13 protein-coding genes and 2 tRNA genes are annotated in these 14,872 nt (G+C 35.4%); 13 read left to right on the top strand and 2 right to left on the bottom strand.

Features of this window, described 5'->3' with window-relative positions:
* Positions 1 to 5 precede the first annotated feature (5 nt).
* From ACZ47B_RS04760 to ACZ47B_RS04710, 11 genes are all read left to right on the top strand, one after another.
* A complete protein-coding gene (locus ACZ47B_RS04760; RefSeq protein ID WP_464895535.1) occupies positions 6 to 887 on the top strand; it encodes a nuclease-related domain-containing protein in 882 nt (293 codons plus the stop codon).
* On the top strand, positions 884 to 1,513 hold the full coding sequence (locus tag ACZ47B_RS04755; RefSeq protein ID WP_464895534.1) for a uroporphyrinogen-III synthase: 630 nt from the start codon (positions 884 to 886) through the stop codon (positions 1,511 to 1,513). The genes ACZ47B_RS04760 and ACZ47B_RS04755 overlap by 4 nt, the downstream gene beginning before the upstream one ends.
* Before the next feature lie 271 nt (positions 1,514 to 1,784).
* On the top strand, positions 1,785 to 3,056 hold the full coding sequence (gene purD / locus ACZ47B_RS04750; RefSeq protein WP_464895533.1) for a phosphoribosylamine--glycine ligase: 1,272 nt from the start codon (positions 1,785 to 1,787) through the stop codon (positions 3,054 to 3,056).
* Positions 3,057 to 3,058: 2 nt separating this feature from the next.
* Positions 3,059 to 3,508, top strand: coding sequence for an RDD family protein (locus ACZ47B_RS04745; RefSeq protein WP_464895532.1), 450 nt, complete (start codon positions 3,059 to 3,061; stop codon positions 3,506 to 3,508).
* The gene (locus tag ACZ47B_RS04740; RefSeq protein ID WP_464895531.1) at positions 3,501 to 5,567 is read left to right on the top strand and encodes an LPS-assembly protein LptD; all 2,067 of its coding nucleotides are present in this window, start codon (positions 3,501 to 3,503) and stop codon (positions 5,565 to 5,567) included. Before ACZ47B_RS04745 ends, ACZ47B_RS04740 begins: the two co-directional genes overlap by 8 nt.
* A complete protein-coding gene (locus tag ACZ47B_RS04735) occupies positions 5,560 to 5,835 on the top strand; it encodes a DnaJ domain-containing protein (RefSeq protein ID WP_464895530.1) in 276 nt (91 codons plus the stop codon). Before ACZ47B_RS04740 ends, ACZ47B_RS04735 begins: the two co-directional genes overlap by 8 nt.
* Positions 5,813 to 6,517 (top strand): hypothetical protein, encoded by a 705-nt coding sequence (locus tag ACZ47B_RS04730; protein ID WP_464895529.1) that lies wholly within the window; start codon positions 5,813 to 5,815, stop codon positions 6,515 to 6,517. The genes ACZ47B_RS04735 and ACZ47B_RS04730 overlap by 23 nt, the downstream gene beginning before the upstream one ends.
* On the top strand, positions 6,514 to 8,721 hold the full coding sequence (locus ACZ47B_RS04725) for a polyribonucleotide nucleotidyltransferase (protein WP_464895528.1): 2,208 nt from the start codon (positions 6,514 to 6,516) through the stop codon (positions 8,719 to 8,721). The genes ACZ47B_RS04730 and ACZ47B_RS04725 overlap by 4 nt, the downstream gene beginning before the upstream one ends.
* 96 nt (positions 8,722 to 8,817) lie before the next feature.
* Positions 8,818 to 9,153 (top strand): F0F1 ATP synthase subunit C, encoded by a 336-nt coding sequence (locus ACZ47B_RS04720; protein WP_464895527.1) that lies wholly within the window; start codon positions 8,818 to 8,820, stop codon positions 9,151 to 9,153.
* A 57-nt stretch (positions 9,154 to 9,210) separates the two neighbouring features.
* Positions 9,211 to 9,296, top strand: a tRNA-Leu gene (locus ACZ47B_RS04715).
* A 21-nt stretch (positions 9,297 to 9,317) separates the two neighbouring features.
* Entirely contained in the window at positions 9,318 to 9,872 is a 555-nt protein-coding gene (locus tag ACZ47B_RS04710) for a PhnA domain-containing protein (RefSeq protein ID WP_464895526.1), read from the top strand.
* Between the two features lie 115 nt (positions 9,873 to 9,987).
* Here the strand turns inward: ACZ47B_RS04710 and ACZ47B_RS04705 are convergent.
* Positions 9,988 to 10,074: transfer RNA gene (locus tag ACZ47B_RS04705), tRNA-Leu, on the bottom strand.
* An 82-nt stretch (positions 10,075 to 10,156) separates the two neighbouring features.
* The gene (locus tag ACZ47B_RS04700) at positions 10,157 to 10,432 is read right to left on the bottom strand and encodes an HU family DNA-binding protein (RefSeq protein WP_464895525.1); all 276 of its coding nucleotides are present in this window, start codon (positions 10,430 to 10,432) and stop codon (positions 10,157 to 10,159) included.
* 224 nt (positions 10,433 to 10,656) lie between these two features.
* On the opposite strand from ACZ47B_RS04700, the gene ACZ47B_RS04695 reads away from it, so the two are divergent.
* Positions 10,657 to 12,639 carry a flagellin N-terminal helical domain-containing protein gene (locus ACZ47B_RS04695; RefSeq protein ID WP_464895524.1) on the top strand — a complete coding sequence of 661 codons (1,983 nt, stop codon included), beginning with the start codon at positions 10,657 to 10,659 and terminating at the stop codon, positions 12,637 to 12,639.
* A 134-nt stretch (positions 12,640 to 12,773) separates the two neighbouring features.
* A complete protein-coding gene (locus ACZ47B_RS04690; RefSeq protein WP_464895703.1) occupies positions 12,774 to 14,747 on the top strand; it encodes an FtsK/SpoIIIE family DNA translocase in 1,974 nt (657 codons plus the stop codon).
* Positions 14,748 to 14,872 lie beyond the last annotated feature (125 nt).

Raw genomic sequence — 14,872 nt, 5'->3', positions numbered from 1 at the left:
TTTTTATGATTTTAAAAAAGCGTGATTCAAGAGATAAAGATTTGAAAGAATTGCAAGCATTGTTGACATATGAGCTATCGGAAAAACAAAGATTTCTTATTGAACGGGAGATAAATGCTATCAAGATAGGTAAATTTGGAGAGGATGATTCTGCATATTATATAGATTTTTATTATGGAAATTCTAAGCGCTGGATAGTTATACATGATCTAAGAATCGAACTTGAAGGTAGAGTTGCCCAAATAGATCATATTTTGATAAATAGATTATTTGATGTATATATATTAGAAACAAAAAATTATAAATATGGTATACGAGTTTCAGAAAACGAAGAATTTGAAGTTTATTATAAGAACCGTTATTTTGGTATACCATCCCCCACAGAACAAAACAAACGGCATATTGAAGTTTTAAAAAGTCTTATAAAAAAATATGAATTAACACCCAGCAGACTGTCTATGCAGATCATTCCTACATTTCATAATTTTATTTTGCTTTCACCAAGCTCTATCATCAAAAGACCAAAAAGTAAAAAAACCGTTTTCTCTGATATAATAAAAGCTGATAATTTGACAACGGTTATAGAAAAGAGTGCAGATAACATAAATGCTTTAGAGGCTTTTGCAAGTATAAGTAAAGTTTCTTCATTTGAGAGTATTAAAGAATTTGGTAAAAGATTAGTTAGGTTTCATAAACAGCCACATATTGATTGGAAAAAGAAATTTGGTATAACAGAAAGTCAAATCGCAGACAAAAAAACAAAAAGATATTTTTGTGCAAAATGCAAAGCAAACATATCTTTTAAAGAAGCAAAATTTTGTTGGAATAATAAAGAAAGATTTAAAGGAAGAGCCTTTTGTTATAATTGTCAAAAAGGTTTTAAATGAGTAGTATCTACATCCTAAGTGAAAAAAAATTTGAGGGTGCTAAAAACTTACCGGTTATCAAGATAAAATTTTTAGACAAGAAGATTGACTTGTCAAACTATGATGCTTTAATATTTACCTCTAAAAACGGTGTAGAAGCTCTTGATAGAGTAGGATCTGACTGGATGGATAAAGAGATATACTCTATAGGAAGCGGTACTACAAAAGCTATAAAAGAAAAAGGTGTACAGGTAGCTTATACCGCAAAAAGTTCTTATGGAGATGATTTTGCCAAAGAGATAGGCGGTTTACTCAAAGATAAAAAAGTACTTTTCCCAAGGGCAAAAACCGTAACATCAAAATTGAACGAGATTCTAAAAGATTTGGGGGTTGATCTTGATGAGGTGATTGTTTATGAAACTATCTGCAATGAGTCAAATCTCAACAAGCCGGAAAAGGATAGCGCCATCATCTTTTCTTCACCTTCGACCATAGAGTGCTTTTTCAAGATATTTTCCTGGGATATAAGCTACAAAGCTGTTGTGATAGGAGAAAAGACGGCATCTTTTATGCCCAAAGATATAAAATACGTACTTTCAGCCAAACAAACGATACCTGCTTGTATCGAAATTGCCAAGAGCCTTTAGATTTATTGCACATTTAAGTAATTTTTTTGTAAAATACTCTTAGTAATTATTCTGAATGATTCGATACCTGCTCACCAATGAGGGTCCAACAGATTTCACTGTTTGGAAGCTGTATGCAGGCGGTGTGACTGTGACTTCGTTTGAGTCTTCTTTTTGAAGACGAGAAGCTGCAGCCTAAAGTTTGCATCGCTTCCAAGTTTTTTGGCTTTTTCGGGCCACTTACGAGCAGACCGGTCATTCGGGTAATTACTCTTCAATCTAAGGAAAATAAATGACGATTCTCATTGTTGGAAGTGGCGGAAGAGAATACTCCATCGGCTTGGCTCTTCAAAAAGATAAAAATGTAAGTAAACTATATTTTGCTCCCGGAAACGGCAAGAGCAGTGGTCTTGGCGAAAATATCAATATAAAAGATTTGGATAAATTAGCCGGATTTGCAAAAAAAAATGAGATCGATCTTACTATAGTCGGTCCTGAAGCACCATTGACCGAAGGTATAGTCGATATATTTGAAAAAGAGGGACTTGCTATCTTTGGACCATCAAAAGAAGCTGCAAAATTAGAGGGTTCAAAAGCCTTTATGAAAAACTTTCTTTTTAAAAATTCCATCCCTACCGCAAAGTATATAGAAACTTCCGATTATGGTAAAGCATGTAAATTCATAGATAGTTTAAAAAGTGCTCCTGTGGTAAAAGCCGACGGACTGTGTGCCGGAAAAGGCGTGATCATATCAAAAGATAAAGAAGAAGCGAAGTTTGAAGCAAAAAGAATGCTAAGCGGAGAGAGTTTTGCGGATGCGGGAAAGAAGATAGTCGTTGAAGAGTATCTTGACGGTTACGAGCTTTCAGTTTTTGTTGTATGCGACGGAGAGAATTATAAAATTTTACCGGCAGCCCAGGATCATAAAAGGCTGCTTGATGGTGATAAAGGACCAAATACCGGAGGAATGGGGGCTTATGCGCCCACGCCCCTTATAAATGACGAGCTTTATAAAAAGATAGAAGAGAGAGTCGTAAAACCTACTTTAAAAGGCATGAATGATCTTGGAACTCCTTACAAGGGAGTTTTGTTCATAGGTCTTATGGTGGTGGACGGTGAACCGATAGTACTTGAGTACAATGTAAGATTTGGTGATCCTGAATGTGAAGTTTTGATGCCTCTTTTAAAAACTCCGGCAAGTGAACTTTTTTACAAAGCCGCTACAAAAGAGCTTGATAAACTCAATATAGAGTTTTATGACAAATACTGTGTAGGCGTAGTAATGGCAAGTGAAAATTATCCTTACAAGAGTTCAACCCCTGCTGAAATCATAGTGGATGACATAGTAGATGATGAGATAAAAAACAATACCCATATATCTTATGCCGGTGTTTCAAAGATAGACGGAAAGCTGTTTGCAACCGGGGGCAGAGTACTTCTTTGTATAGGATTGGGAGATAGTATCAAAGAAGCAAGAGATAGAGCTTACGGGCTTTGCGGTCAGGTGCATTTTGCGGGTAAACAGTTTAGAAAAGATATAGCTTATCAAGCTTTAAAGGTTTGAGCTTGGTTGAAGAGATTTTAAAAAAACTACAATATGAAAGATTGACTCTTGCTACGATAAATAGAAGAGGTATAGCTTTTTTTATAGATGAAATGATCATATCGGTACTTTTTTATATCATATACGCAGGCAGTTTTGCAAAAGCCACCTCTTTGGAGAGTGTTATAGAACTTACCAATATGCTGTTTTTTCAAGTGATTTTACTAAAGATCATATATCATACTTTTTTTGTATGGATGTATGGGGCGACTGTAGGCAAGATACTTTTGAAGATAAAAGTTGTCTCTATAGATGAGCTTGACAACCCAAATCTTATGAATTCGTTTATCAGGGCTGTTGTAAGAATCATAAGTGAATTTTTACTCTATTTGGGCTTTTTGTGGGCATTTTTTGATAAAGCAAGACAAGCCTGGCATGATAAAGCCGCAAAGACCGTGGTAGTTAATGTTTAAAATACTATTTTTTATCATCTCTTTTTCTATTTTTTTATTTGGTCAGACAGATAATGTTAAAATATTGGCAAAAAATATAAAAGGAGAGGGCAACACTCTCGTTGCTACCGGTGATGTTGTCATATACTCCGATAGATATGTCATTACTTCGGATAAAGCAAGGTACAATAAAAAAACAAAAGTAGTAAAACTGTACGGCAATATAAATGTCATAAGAGATTCAAAGCTTTTTGCAAAAAGCAAGTATGCCGTTATAAACTTAGATGATGACTCTTCGGTTTTTGATCCGCTTTTTTTGGATGATTCTGATAGCGGTATATGGATAAGATGTGATAAAGCTAATGTCGAAGGCAATGTTTACTATACCAAGCATGCTATAGTTTCCAGTTGCAATGTGTACGACCCTGACTGGAAGATAACTTACACCAGTGGTGATTATAGTAACAATACAAAATATGTAACTTTGTACAATGCTCTTTTTTATATAAAAAATATACCTGTTTTATATACTCCATATTTTAGATTTTCAACCGACAAGACAAGAAGAAGCGGACTTTTAAGACCAAGTTTCGGATATAGCAGTGATGATGGTATATACTATAGGCAGCCGGTTTACTTCGCACCTTTTAAAAGCTGGGATTTTGAGCTTGATCCTCAAGTTAGAACCAAAAGAGGTGAAGGGGTTTATAGCACTTTAAGATTTGCCGATTCGCCATACTCTACAGGAAGTATTACCGCCGGTGAATTTAAAGAAAATGGTGATTATGTAACGAAATATCAGCTTAAAAATGACAAACACTATGGATATGAGATAAATTACAACAGAAGCAAGCTTTTTAGTGATTATTTTGGCGGTGAGACGCAAGATGGCCTTTTGATAGATTATAAGTATTTGAACGATGTTGACTATCTAAATCTTCAAAAAGAAAAAAGTTATATCAGCTCAAGCCTTATAACTTCCAAACTTAACTATTTCCTAAGAAGAGACCAGGATTATGCAGGACTTTATTTCAAGTACTTTACCGATACGAGCAAAGTTTCCAATGACGATACTTTGCAAACATTGCCAAAACTTCAATATCATAGATTTACCGAACCTGTGCTGCTTGACAATCTTTTGTATTCTGTAGATTATAAATTCAATAATTATTATAGAAAGATCGGTATCAACGCAAAACAAAATGAAGTTTTACTTCCGGTAACTCTTACATTCCCTTTGCTTAATGATTATCTTGATTTTTCGGTATCTGAAAATGTGTATATGACATATATCAGCTATAAGAACGATACCGTTGAACGTAACAGCGGTCAGTTCATAAGTAATTATCATAAATTTTCACTCAGCAGTGATTTGACAAAGAAGTATGACAGTTTTATACATACTATAGGTTTGAGTGTGGATTATATAGTTCCTAGCTATGATGATAAAAAAGGTTATTTTGCCGATTTTATCACATTGAACAAAGAGAGAAAAAGTATAAACTTTCAACTTGAAGAGTTTTTTTATTATACAAACGGAGAACTTTTTTTAACACACAGAATGAGCCAGTCTTACTTTTTTGATGAGTATGATTATAAGTACGGTAATTTGCTAAATGAGTTGATTTATAAATTTTCCGACAGACTTAGTTTGACAAACGATTTGACATATTCACATAAAAACAAAGAAGTATCAGAACTTCAAACCGGGATCACATACAATGATCCTCTATACACCTTGTCTTTGCTTCACACTTATAAACATGGGAAACAAGTAGGTGACTCCAATCTCATAACTGCAAATATCTCAACAACATACTTCAGCAAGTACAATTACTTCGCCAACATAGACTATGATATAAAAAATGGCTATACACAAAACTGGGAAGTCGGAGTGATTATGAAGAAAAAGTGCTGGGACTACAGGATAAGCTACAAAGAACACACCACCCCGATACTTACAAGCAGCGGCTCGAACTCTTATATAAGAAGAGGTATATACTTAACTATAAACTTTACCCCTATCGGCGGTATAAATTATAAATTTGAAAAAGATACAAGTCAGGACAACAGTGAATAAAAAAGATAAAGTAGAATTATTGCATAATGCTTTGAAAGTTTTGGAATTACCACAATTTGTATCATATAAAGAGATAAAAGCAAAGTATATCGAATTATCCAAAAAATATCATCCCGATATCTGCGAAGATAAAGATAAAATGACAGAGATAAACAGTGCATATGAATTATTAAAAGAGTACATTGAGAATTTTAGATACTCTTTTGATGAAAATGAGATACACAAACAATACCCGGAAAATTACCATGCAGATAGATTTAGATTTTAAACTGCAAAACAGAGCTGATAGTGCTATAAAGTTCATAGAATCCCTTTCGGATAAATTTACCAAAAACAAAGAAAACTGGATTTTTTGCGCGCTTTCTTCAAATGCCGTACCTTTGACGAACATACTTTCAAAAAGATTTGATATAAGTTATGATATATTGTTTAGTGATATTTTGTATGCTCCACAAAACAAGGAGTGTGAAATAGCTATAATAGACGAAAACAGTGAACTTGTAATACACGAAGAGTTGATAAAGAGTTTTGATATAAGCTTGGATTATGTATATGCTCAGTCTCAAAGATTATATGAGGAGGAAACGTTAAAGAAGATAGATAGATTTAGAAACGGTAGAAAATTGATATCATTCAAAGATAAAAACCTGCTTTTTATAGATGATGAAGCCAATTCTTTAAGAGCATTGGTAGGCATTAAGTCAGCTTTGAAAAGGCAGGCGAAAAATATTTCTTATATGTGTGCGGTTATACCAAAAGAGATGGAGATATTGCTTGAAAAAAATATTGATCATATCTTTTATCTGTATAGTGCCGGTAATTATATAGATAATCAGCATTACTATATAGAAAAGTTAAGAGAATTAAACGATGATGAGGTTGTGGAAATTTTAAAAAACAGTGAAAATTTTGTAGTGAACAAAGAAAATATTAAAGGAGAAAAACAGTGAGATGTCATGTTGAAGTAGAGGTAAACAATAAAAAAGAAGAGTTTGAGATAGGATATGTAGCAAAACAAGCAGCAGGTTCAGTGATGATGAAGATAGGCGGTACTGTTATGATAGCCGCTGTTGCAAGAGATGAAAAACCGGTTGATGGTGATTTTACACCCCTGACAGTCCAATATATAGAAAAATCATATGCCATAGGAAAGATTCCGGGCGGTTATATAAAAAGAGAGACAAAACCCGGGGATTTTGAGACATTGACTTCAAGAGTGGTTGATAGAAGTTTAAGACCTCTTTTTCCAAAAGGTTATGCTTATCCTACACAGATAACCATACTTGTTGTAAGCAGTGACGGAGAAACCGACTTACAGACTATGGCTTTAAATGCCGCTTCAGTTGCGCTTTATCTTTCTGATATACCTGTAAACAAACTAGTCTACGGAGTAAGAGTCGGCAAGGTTGACGGAGAAATAGTACTAAACCCAAAAACTTCGCAAATGGAAAACAGCTCTTTGGATCTTTATGTGAGTGGTTCAAAAGATGAGCTTTTGATGATAGAGATGAGAGCTATACCAACACTAAAAACGGATGTAGCTCCTATAGCTGCTATAGATCCTATGGTAGATCCCACACTTGCCGAAGAGATGATAACAGAACAGTTGCCAAACGAGCTTAGCAATGATGAGACGATGGAAGTTATAGAGGTTGCTTCAAAAGCGATAAAAGAGGCTACTGAAGCATATGAAAAAGTATTTGTCGAGCTTAAAAAAGAGGACGCCGTACTTGAGCTTAAAGATGAGAAAATCGATGAGTCTATTTATACATATATTGAAGAGTTCTATAAAGATGATGTTTACAACGCCCTTTCCAATATGGCAAAAAGTGAGAGAGCGGGTGAACTTGAAAAAATAGTAGAAAATATAATGAATGATGAAACAGCTCAAAAAGAGGAGTGGGACAGGGATGTGGTATCTAAGGTTTTATCAGCTTTTAAAAGAGAAGTCGTTAGAAAAATGATAGTCAATGACAAAAAAAGAGCTGACGGTAGAAGTTTGACTGAAGTTAGACCTATCACAATAGAGACAAATATCCTCCCAAGAGTTCACGGAAGCTGTCTTTTTACAAGGGGGCAAACCCAGGCTTTGGTTACTGTTACTATAGGAAGTGACAGTGATGCACAAATGTTCGATCTTTTGACAAGTGACGGACCTAACTACGACAAATTTATGGTCAATTATAACTTCCCTGGATTTTCTGTAGGAGAAGCAAGCCCTATGAGAGCTCCGGGAAGAAGAGAGTTGGGACATGGCAACTTGGCAAAAAGAGCTTTGGCACCTTTAAATGATATGAATTATCCTCAAGTTATAAGAGTGGTTTCTGAGATATTGGAGTCCAACGGTTCATCTTCCATGGCAACTGTTTGCGGTGGCTCTTTGGCTTTAAGGGCAGCAGGAGTTCCTACTAAAAAATTGGTTGCGGGAATTGCTATGGGATTGGTTTTTGAAGATGATAAATATGCCATACTAACTGATATAATGGGCTTGGAAGATCACGACGGGGATATGGATTTTAAAGTTGCGGGTACTAGAGACGGTATAACAGCTCTTCAAATGGATATAAAACTAGGAGGCATAGAGCCTCATATACTAAAAGAAGCATTGGAGCAGGCAAAAGAGGGAAGAGATCATATACTTGGCATTATGGAAGAAGCGGATAAAAAGATAGTGGTAAATGAAGATCTTTTACCTACTACCGAAGTATTTGGCGTACATCCTTCAAAGATAGTCGATATCATAGGAAAAGCAGGTTCTACCATTAGAGAGATCATTGAAAAATTCAATGTTTCCATAGACCTTGACAGGGAAAAAGGTGAAGTAAAAGTCGGCGGAACCGATAAAGCCAAAGTTAAAGCAGCATGTGATCATATAAAAGAGATAACAAGCAGAAGCGGTGGCAGGGATCACAGGCGAGAAAGAAAGACTATCGAGTTTAAAAAAGGTGAAGAGTTTCACGGAAAAGTGAAAAAGATAGTCGAATTTGGCGCATTTGTTGAACTGAAAGATGGAGTCGATGGTCTTCTTCATATATCAAAGGTTGCAAAAGACAAACATACAAAAATGCAGGATATCTTGCATGAAGGTGATATGATAGATGTGGTAGTTTTATCACAAAAAGGCCACAAGGTAGAATTGGATCTTAAAAAATAAGTCTTTTTTAACAAAAAAAAGGGTAAAATACGCCGAACAAAGTGATAAGTAGGGATACGCAAGCCGAACGGACTTTGTAAAATCTAAGGAGTTTTTATGAAAAAAGTATTTTTACTTTTATTGGCTATAGCCGGTGTTGCATTTGCCGGTGAGGATGGAGTTAAAGTTTTAAAGGTTGCCGAGAATGCTTCAGGTTTGGCATCTTTTTCAGTAGTTGCAGCCGGTATAGGTCTTGGACTTGCAGCACTTGGCGGTGCTATAGGTATGGGTAATACAGCAGCCGCTACAATCGCCGGAACAGCAAGAAATCCAGGCCTTGGCGGAAAATTGATGACAACTATGTTCATCGCCCTTGCGATGATCGAAGCACAGGTTATCTATGCGCTTGTTATCGCATTGATAGCACTTTATGCAAACCCTTTCTTAGGATAATTGACAAAAATTACTCAAAGCTATGAGCTTTCGCTTTTAGCTTTGAGCTTCTCTTTTGCGACCGTGGTGGAATTGGTAGACACGCTATCTTGAGGGGGTAGTGAGCCTAGCTCGTGCGAGTTCAAGTCTCGCCGGTCGCACCACTACATTAAGGACAAATTATAATGAATACCAAAGAAGAATTACTACAAAGAAGTTCTCATAGTTGTGAACTGTGTGGAGCAAAAGAAGATCTAGATACTTACAAAGTTGAACCAAAAGACGAATATATCATAGTTTGCGAAACTTGCAAAAATCAGATGGAAAATCCCGATACCATAGATACAAATCATTTTAGATGTCTAAATGAATCCATGTGGAGCGAGATACCCGCAGTTCAGGTTACGGCATACAGGCTGTTAAAACAGATGGCAGGCGAGGGATGGCCACAGGATCTTTTGGATATGTTGTATCTTGATGATGAAACAAAAGAGTGGGCAGAGTCTGTTTTTGAAGAGTCAGACGATACAATTCCTACAAAAGATAGCAATGGCACGGTACTAAACAGTGGAGACAGTGTAACCATTATAAAAGATTTGGAAGTAAAAGGTGCAGGTTTTACGGCTAAAAGAGGCACGGTCGTAAAAAATATAACTCTAACTGACAACCCTGAACAGATAGAAGGAAGGGTAAACGGTACAAAGATAGTGCTTCTTTCAAAATTTTTAAAGAAAGTATAAAAGGTACAAACTTATAGAAAATATCTTTTTTCTTTATTACTACAAATACACATCAAAATATAATACTTGTATTTAACAAGATAAATAATCAGGATTAATTCAAAAAAGAGGTTAATGGTACCTGGGGCCGGACTCGAACCGGCACGGTATCGCTACCACCAGATTTTGAGTCTAGCGTGTCTACCAGTTTCACCACCCAGGCACGTAAAATTAGAATGAAATATTAGGATTTTATTGCTTAAAAACTTGTTAAAAAACAAGCTTTTAAGCAAAAATGAGAGAAATTACTTGGCTACTGCCTCTTTTAATTTTTTACCTACTTTAAACTTAACAGCAGTTGTTGCAGGAACATCTACAACTTTATCAGTTCCGGGTACTCTTGCTTTTCTAGCGGCTCTTGGAGCAGTTGAAAAAGTACCAAAACCTATAAAACTTACACTTTTACCACCTGCTAGTGCTTCTGTTACAGTTTCTAGCATAGCATCTAGTGCAGCATTTGTATCTTTTTTTGACAATCCTGCCTTCTCGGCAACTACTTGAATAAAATCAGCTTTTTTCATTAGCAATCCTTTAAGAAATTATGTTTGCCTAAATTGTACAGTTTTTTTTCAAAAAAGACAATAATATTTTCAAAAAAATTAAAAAAAAATTGAAAAAAACCGATATTTTCGTATAAATGTAACCAAAATAGGCATTTTCCGGGATATATGATCGTAAAAAATATCGCACAATTACGGAATTAAAATTGCTTATTTGATATATGTCTATATAAAAAAGGATAAATATGAGGATTACCAATCAACTTTTATACAGTAATTTTAGCAGAGATTATAAAAGAGATACTTTACTGCTAAACAAACTAACTTCACAAATATCATCAGGACACAAGATACAAAACAGTTTTGATGACAGTTCCATTTATATAGACTCTTCAAGACTTGAGTATGAAAAAACATCACTTTCTCAGATAAAAGAGAGTTCAAAAAGTGCTCAAACTTTTGCCAACAACAGTGATACGGTTTTAAATGAGTTCAATGACAGACTTGTTCAGTTTAAAACGAAGCTTATCCAGGCGGCAAATGCTTCTCATGATGAAACTAGCTTAAATGCCATAGCTGACGACCTGCAAGCGATAAAAGAAAATCTTGTGGATTTGGCTAATACATCGATCGATGGAAAGTTTCTTTTTTCAGGTACGGCTTTTGCGGTAAAACCGATAGACAGTGAGGGAAATTATAAAGGTAATGCGAACGAAGTAAAAGCGACAACCGGTACTGACGCGGCATTGGCATACAATATAGACGGAAGCTCACTTTTTTTAGGAAGTGACAGTGACTATAACAAAATGCTCTCAACAAATGTCAAAATGTACAGCAATGCAAATGACAAAACAATCCTCAAAGGCAGTGATACCATAAAGGATATGATAGAAAACAATGGAGACAATACAGGTAGTATCGGAACACAAACCAATGCCTACTTTTATATGCAGGCAAAAAACAGTGATGGCTCATCATTTAAAAATAAGCTCACAGTCAATGTAAATGATACAGTAGATACTCTTTTGGGTAGTATAAAAAACAGCTTCACTCCAAGTGACGGTATAAATGTAGTTTTGAACGATTACGGTCAGATAGAGATAACAGATAAAACTAATGGGCAAAAATCTTTGGATTTTAGCATAGTTGGAGCAGTTGACAAAGATGGTGGTAACGATGCAAATGTAAACGATATAGATAATTTGACAAGCGGAAGCAATGTAAACATCGTCTCTTTCATAAAAAGTGGCTTTACACACTCAGTGGATGCAAGCAGTGAAGAAGTATCGTTTGATAGAAACTATTTTACGGTAGAGGGCAATAAGCTTAGCGGTAATGTATCACAAATTGATAAAACTACAAATGAATTTGCAACCGCCAAGACAAAGCTTGTTGATACATCCGGAGTATCTTCGCTTGATGGCAAAAGACTCTATCTAAGACTTTCTCAGATCGACGGGACAACTCAAAACAATGTTCAGATAGATTTTCACAATGCCGGCTCGACTTTTTCGCTTGACGGTGGAGTCACTAATTACAATATATATGATGCCGACGGAAATGTAGCAGATGCCGACAAGATGACATATCAACAGTTAAATGATGTCATATCGATGATAGTCTCAAATAACTTACCGGCTACCAATGATAAAACCGGATATGATACTGCCGTTTCAAATGCAAAAGGCAGCGTGGATGTTTCGCTTGATTATAGAGGTAGGCTTAATATCGAAGACAAGCTTAACAGTTCGACTTCCATGAAATTTTCTATGTATGACAGCAGTAGTGATGATTTTAGCTCTGCTTCCGGTAATGCGATATCATTTATGTCAAATAATTCTGTATCTATAGATGAACCAAGTGTCGATATGTTTAAGGATATAGATAAAATGATCCATGCAGTTAGAGAAGGAAAATTCTCCATGGATGCATCTTCTTTGACGGACAAAAGAAATCCCGGCATAGAAAATGCTATCAGGCGAATCGATCACATAAGAGACCATGTGGCAAAAATGCATACAAAGATAGGCTCTCTTTCAAATGCGCTTGACGGTGCATATCAAAGGAGTGATATGCTCCATGTTCAAGTAACTACTCTCCAGTCAGATATTGCTGATGCGGATATAGGAGAAACCTTGGCTAAATATAACCAGATAAGCGTCAGTTTTCAAGCCCTTTTATCAACCATATCGAAAGTCAATTCAATCTCTTTGTTAAATTATTTATGATATAATTGGATATATCAACCAAAGGATATATTATATTAAGAGAGATTTTATTTATATTTGTTTTAGGCATATTGCTTTTTTGCGGGCTTTCCACCATCTTAGTAGATGCTTCGGTGGTAGGCAAGATAGGTCATATGTTCGGTATTTACAACAGAGAATACTTTGGTTATATATCTTTTGTATATCCTTTTTTATTTATCATTCCTTCATTTTTACTATACAAATATCCAAAACTTGACAATAGAAAAACAGAGATAATACTCTCTGTAGTTTTACTTTTTTTTGTTGCAGTGATGCTCCAAAGTGCCGTAGTGGATGGAAAGTACAGCGGTTATATCGGTAATGCCATAAACAGTGTCATATCAAAATTTATAGGCATAGGAGGACTTTGGATATTTATAGGTATGTGTTTTACCTTGAGTATCGTTATACTCTTTAATATATCTTTTGAAGAGATTATGGGGTGGTTTTCTCTTTCAAATTTAAAAAGCAAAAACAAAACAAAACCGGCAAAACAAAAAATCAAGTCAAAAAGCATATCTATAAAAGATGAGAAGCCGACAAAAACAGAAAAAAACAAAGAAGAAGTTAAAGAGACAATAGAGGATAAAAAATCATCTTCTGACAAATCAGTTGAAATTCTAAGCGAAGTAGAAGAAAATAAAAAACTTTTACAAATGATAGATATGGGAGACAGCCAAAAACCAAAAGGCTTCAAACTGCCTCCAACATCTTTCTTGGAATCCGCCCCTAAAAAATCTATCCATATAAATGAAAATGAGATAGATAAAAAGATAAAAGATCTTCTAAGTAAGCTCGCAAAGTTTAAGATAGAGGGTGATGTAGTAAGGACTTATACAGGTCCTGTTGTAACTACATTTGAGTTCAAGCCGGCTCCTCATATAAAAGTTTCAAAGATTTTGACACTTCAAGATGATCTGGCTATGGCACTAAAAGCCAAAACCATAAGGATACAAGCCCCGATACCTGGAAAAGATGTAGTCGGCATAGAGATACCGAACAAACACATAGAGATAATTTATCTAAAAGATATACTCGAGGATAAGATTTTTCAAAAGTCAACTTCACCATTGACTATAGCCCTGGGCAAAGATATAGTTGGCAATCCTTTCTTGACTGATCTTAAAAAACTTCCTCATCTTTTGATAGCGGGAACTACGGGAAGTGGAAAGAGTGTGGGGATAAACGCCATGATACTTTCACTTTTATACAAAAATTCTCCTGATACCTTGAAACTTGTCATGATAGATCCTAAAATGCTTGAATTTTCTATGTACAATGATATACCTCATTTGATAACACCGGTTATAACCGAACCGAAAAAAGCCATCATCGCTTTGGCTAACACTGTGGCCGAAATGGAAAGACGGTATAAGATAATGAGCCAAACTAAAACAAAAAATATCGAAGGATATAATGAAAAAGCAAAAAAAGAGGGTCTTGAGACTTTTCCATATCTCGTAGTTATTATAGATGAGTTGGCTGATCTTATGATGACAAGCGGAAAAGAGGTGGAGTTTTACATAGCAAGGCTAGCTCAAATGGCAAGGGCAAGCGGTATCCATCTCATAGTTGCCACACAAAGACCTTCGGTTGATGTAGTAACAGGACTTATCAAAGCCAATCTTCCCTCAAGGATAAGCTTTAAAGTCGGTCAAAAGATAGATAGCAAGATCATACTTGATGCCATGGGAGCGGAGTCGCTTTTGGGAAGAGGTGATATGCTTTTTACGCCTCCGGGAACTTCGGGACTTATCAGACTTCATGCACCTTTTACAAAAGAGGAAAATATAGAAAAAATCGTAGAATTTCTAAAGGCTCAAAGAGAAGTGGAATATGATGAGAAATTTTTAAAAGAGTCGACTGGAAGTGGTACTTCAAGTGAAAAAAGTGACAATAGTGATGAACTGGATGAATTGTATGAAGATGCCAAAAATATAGTCTTAAATGAAAGAAAAAGCTCTATAAGCTATATACAAAGAAGACTTCAGATAGGTTACAACAGAGCCGCAAGGATAGTGGAGCAACTTGAAAATATGGGAGTGCTTTCTTCACCAAATTCCAAAGGTCAACGTGAAATTCTGTAACACTTTTTAGTTATAAAATTTGCCATTTGTTTAAAAAAGTAACACTTCTTATAAAATATCAAAATTCCTCTTTTTAAAACCTCTTTATTAAAAATATTTTGGTACAATTTTGTCAATTATTACAT

The sequence above is a fragment of the Thiofractor thiocamini genome (assembly GCF_055384375.1).
Note: the sequence above shows the minus strand (reverse complement) of the source record. Positions and strands in the feature narration are given on the sequence as shown.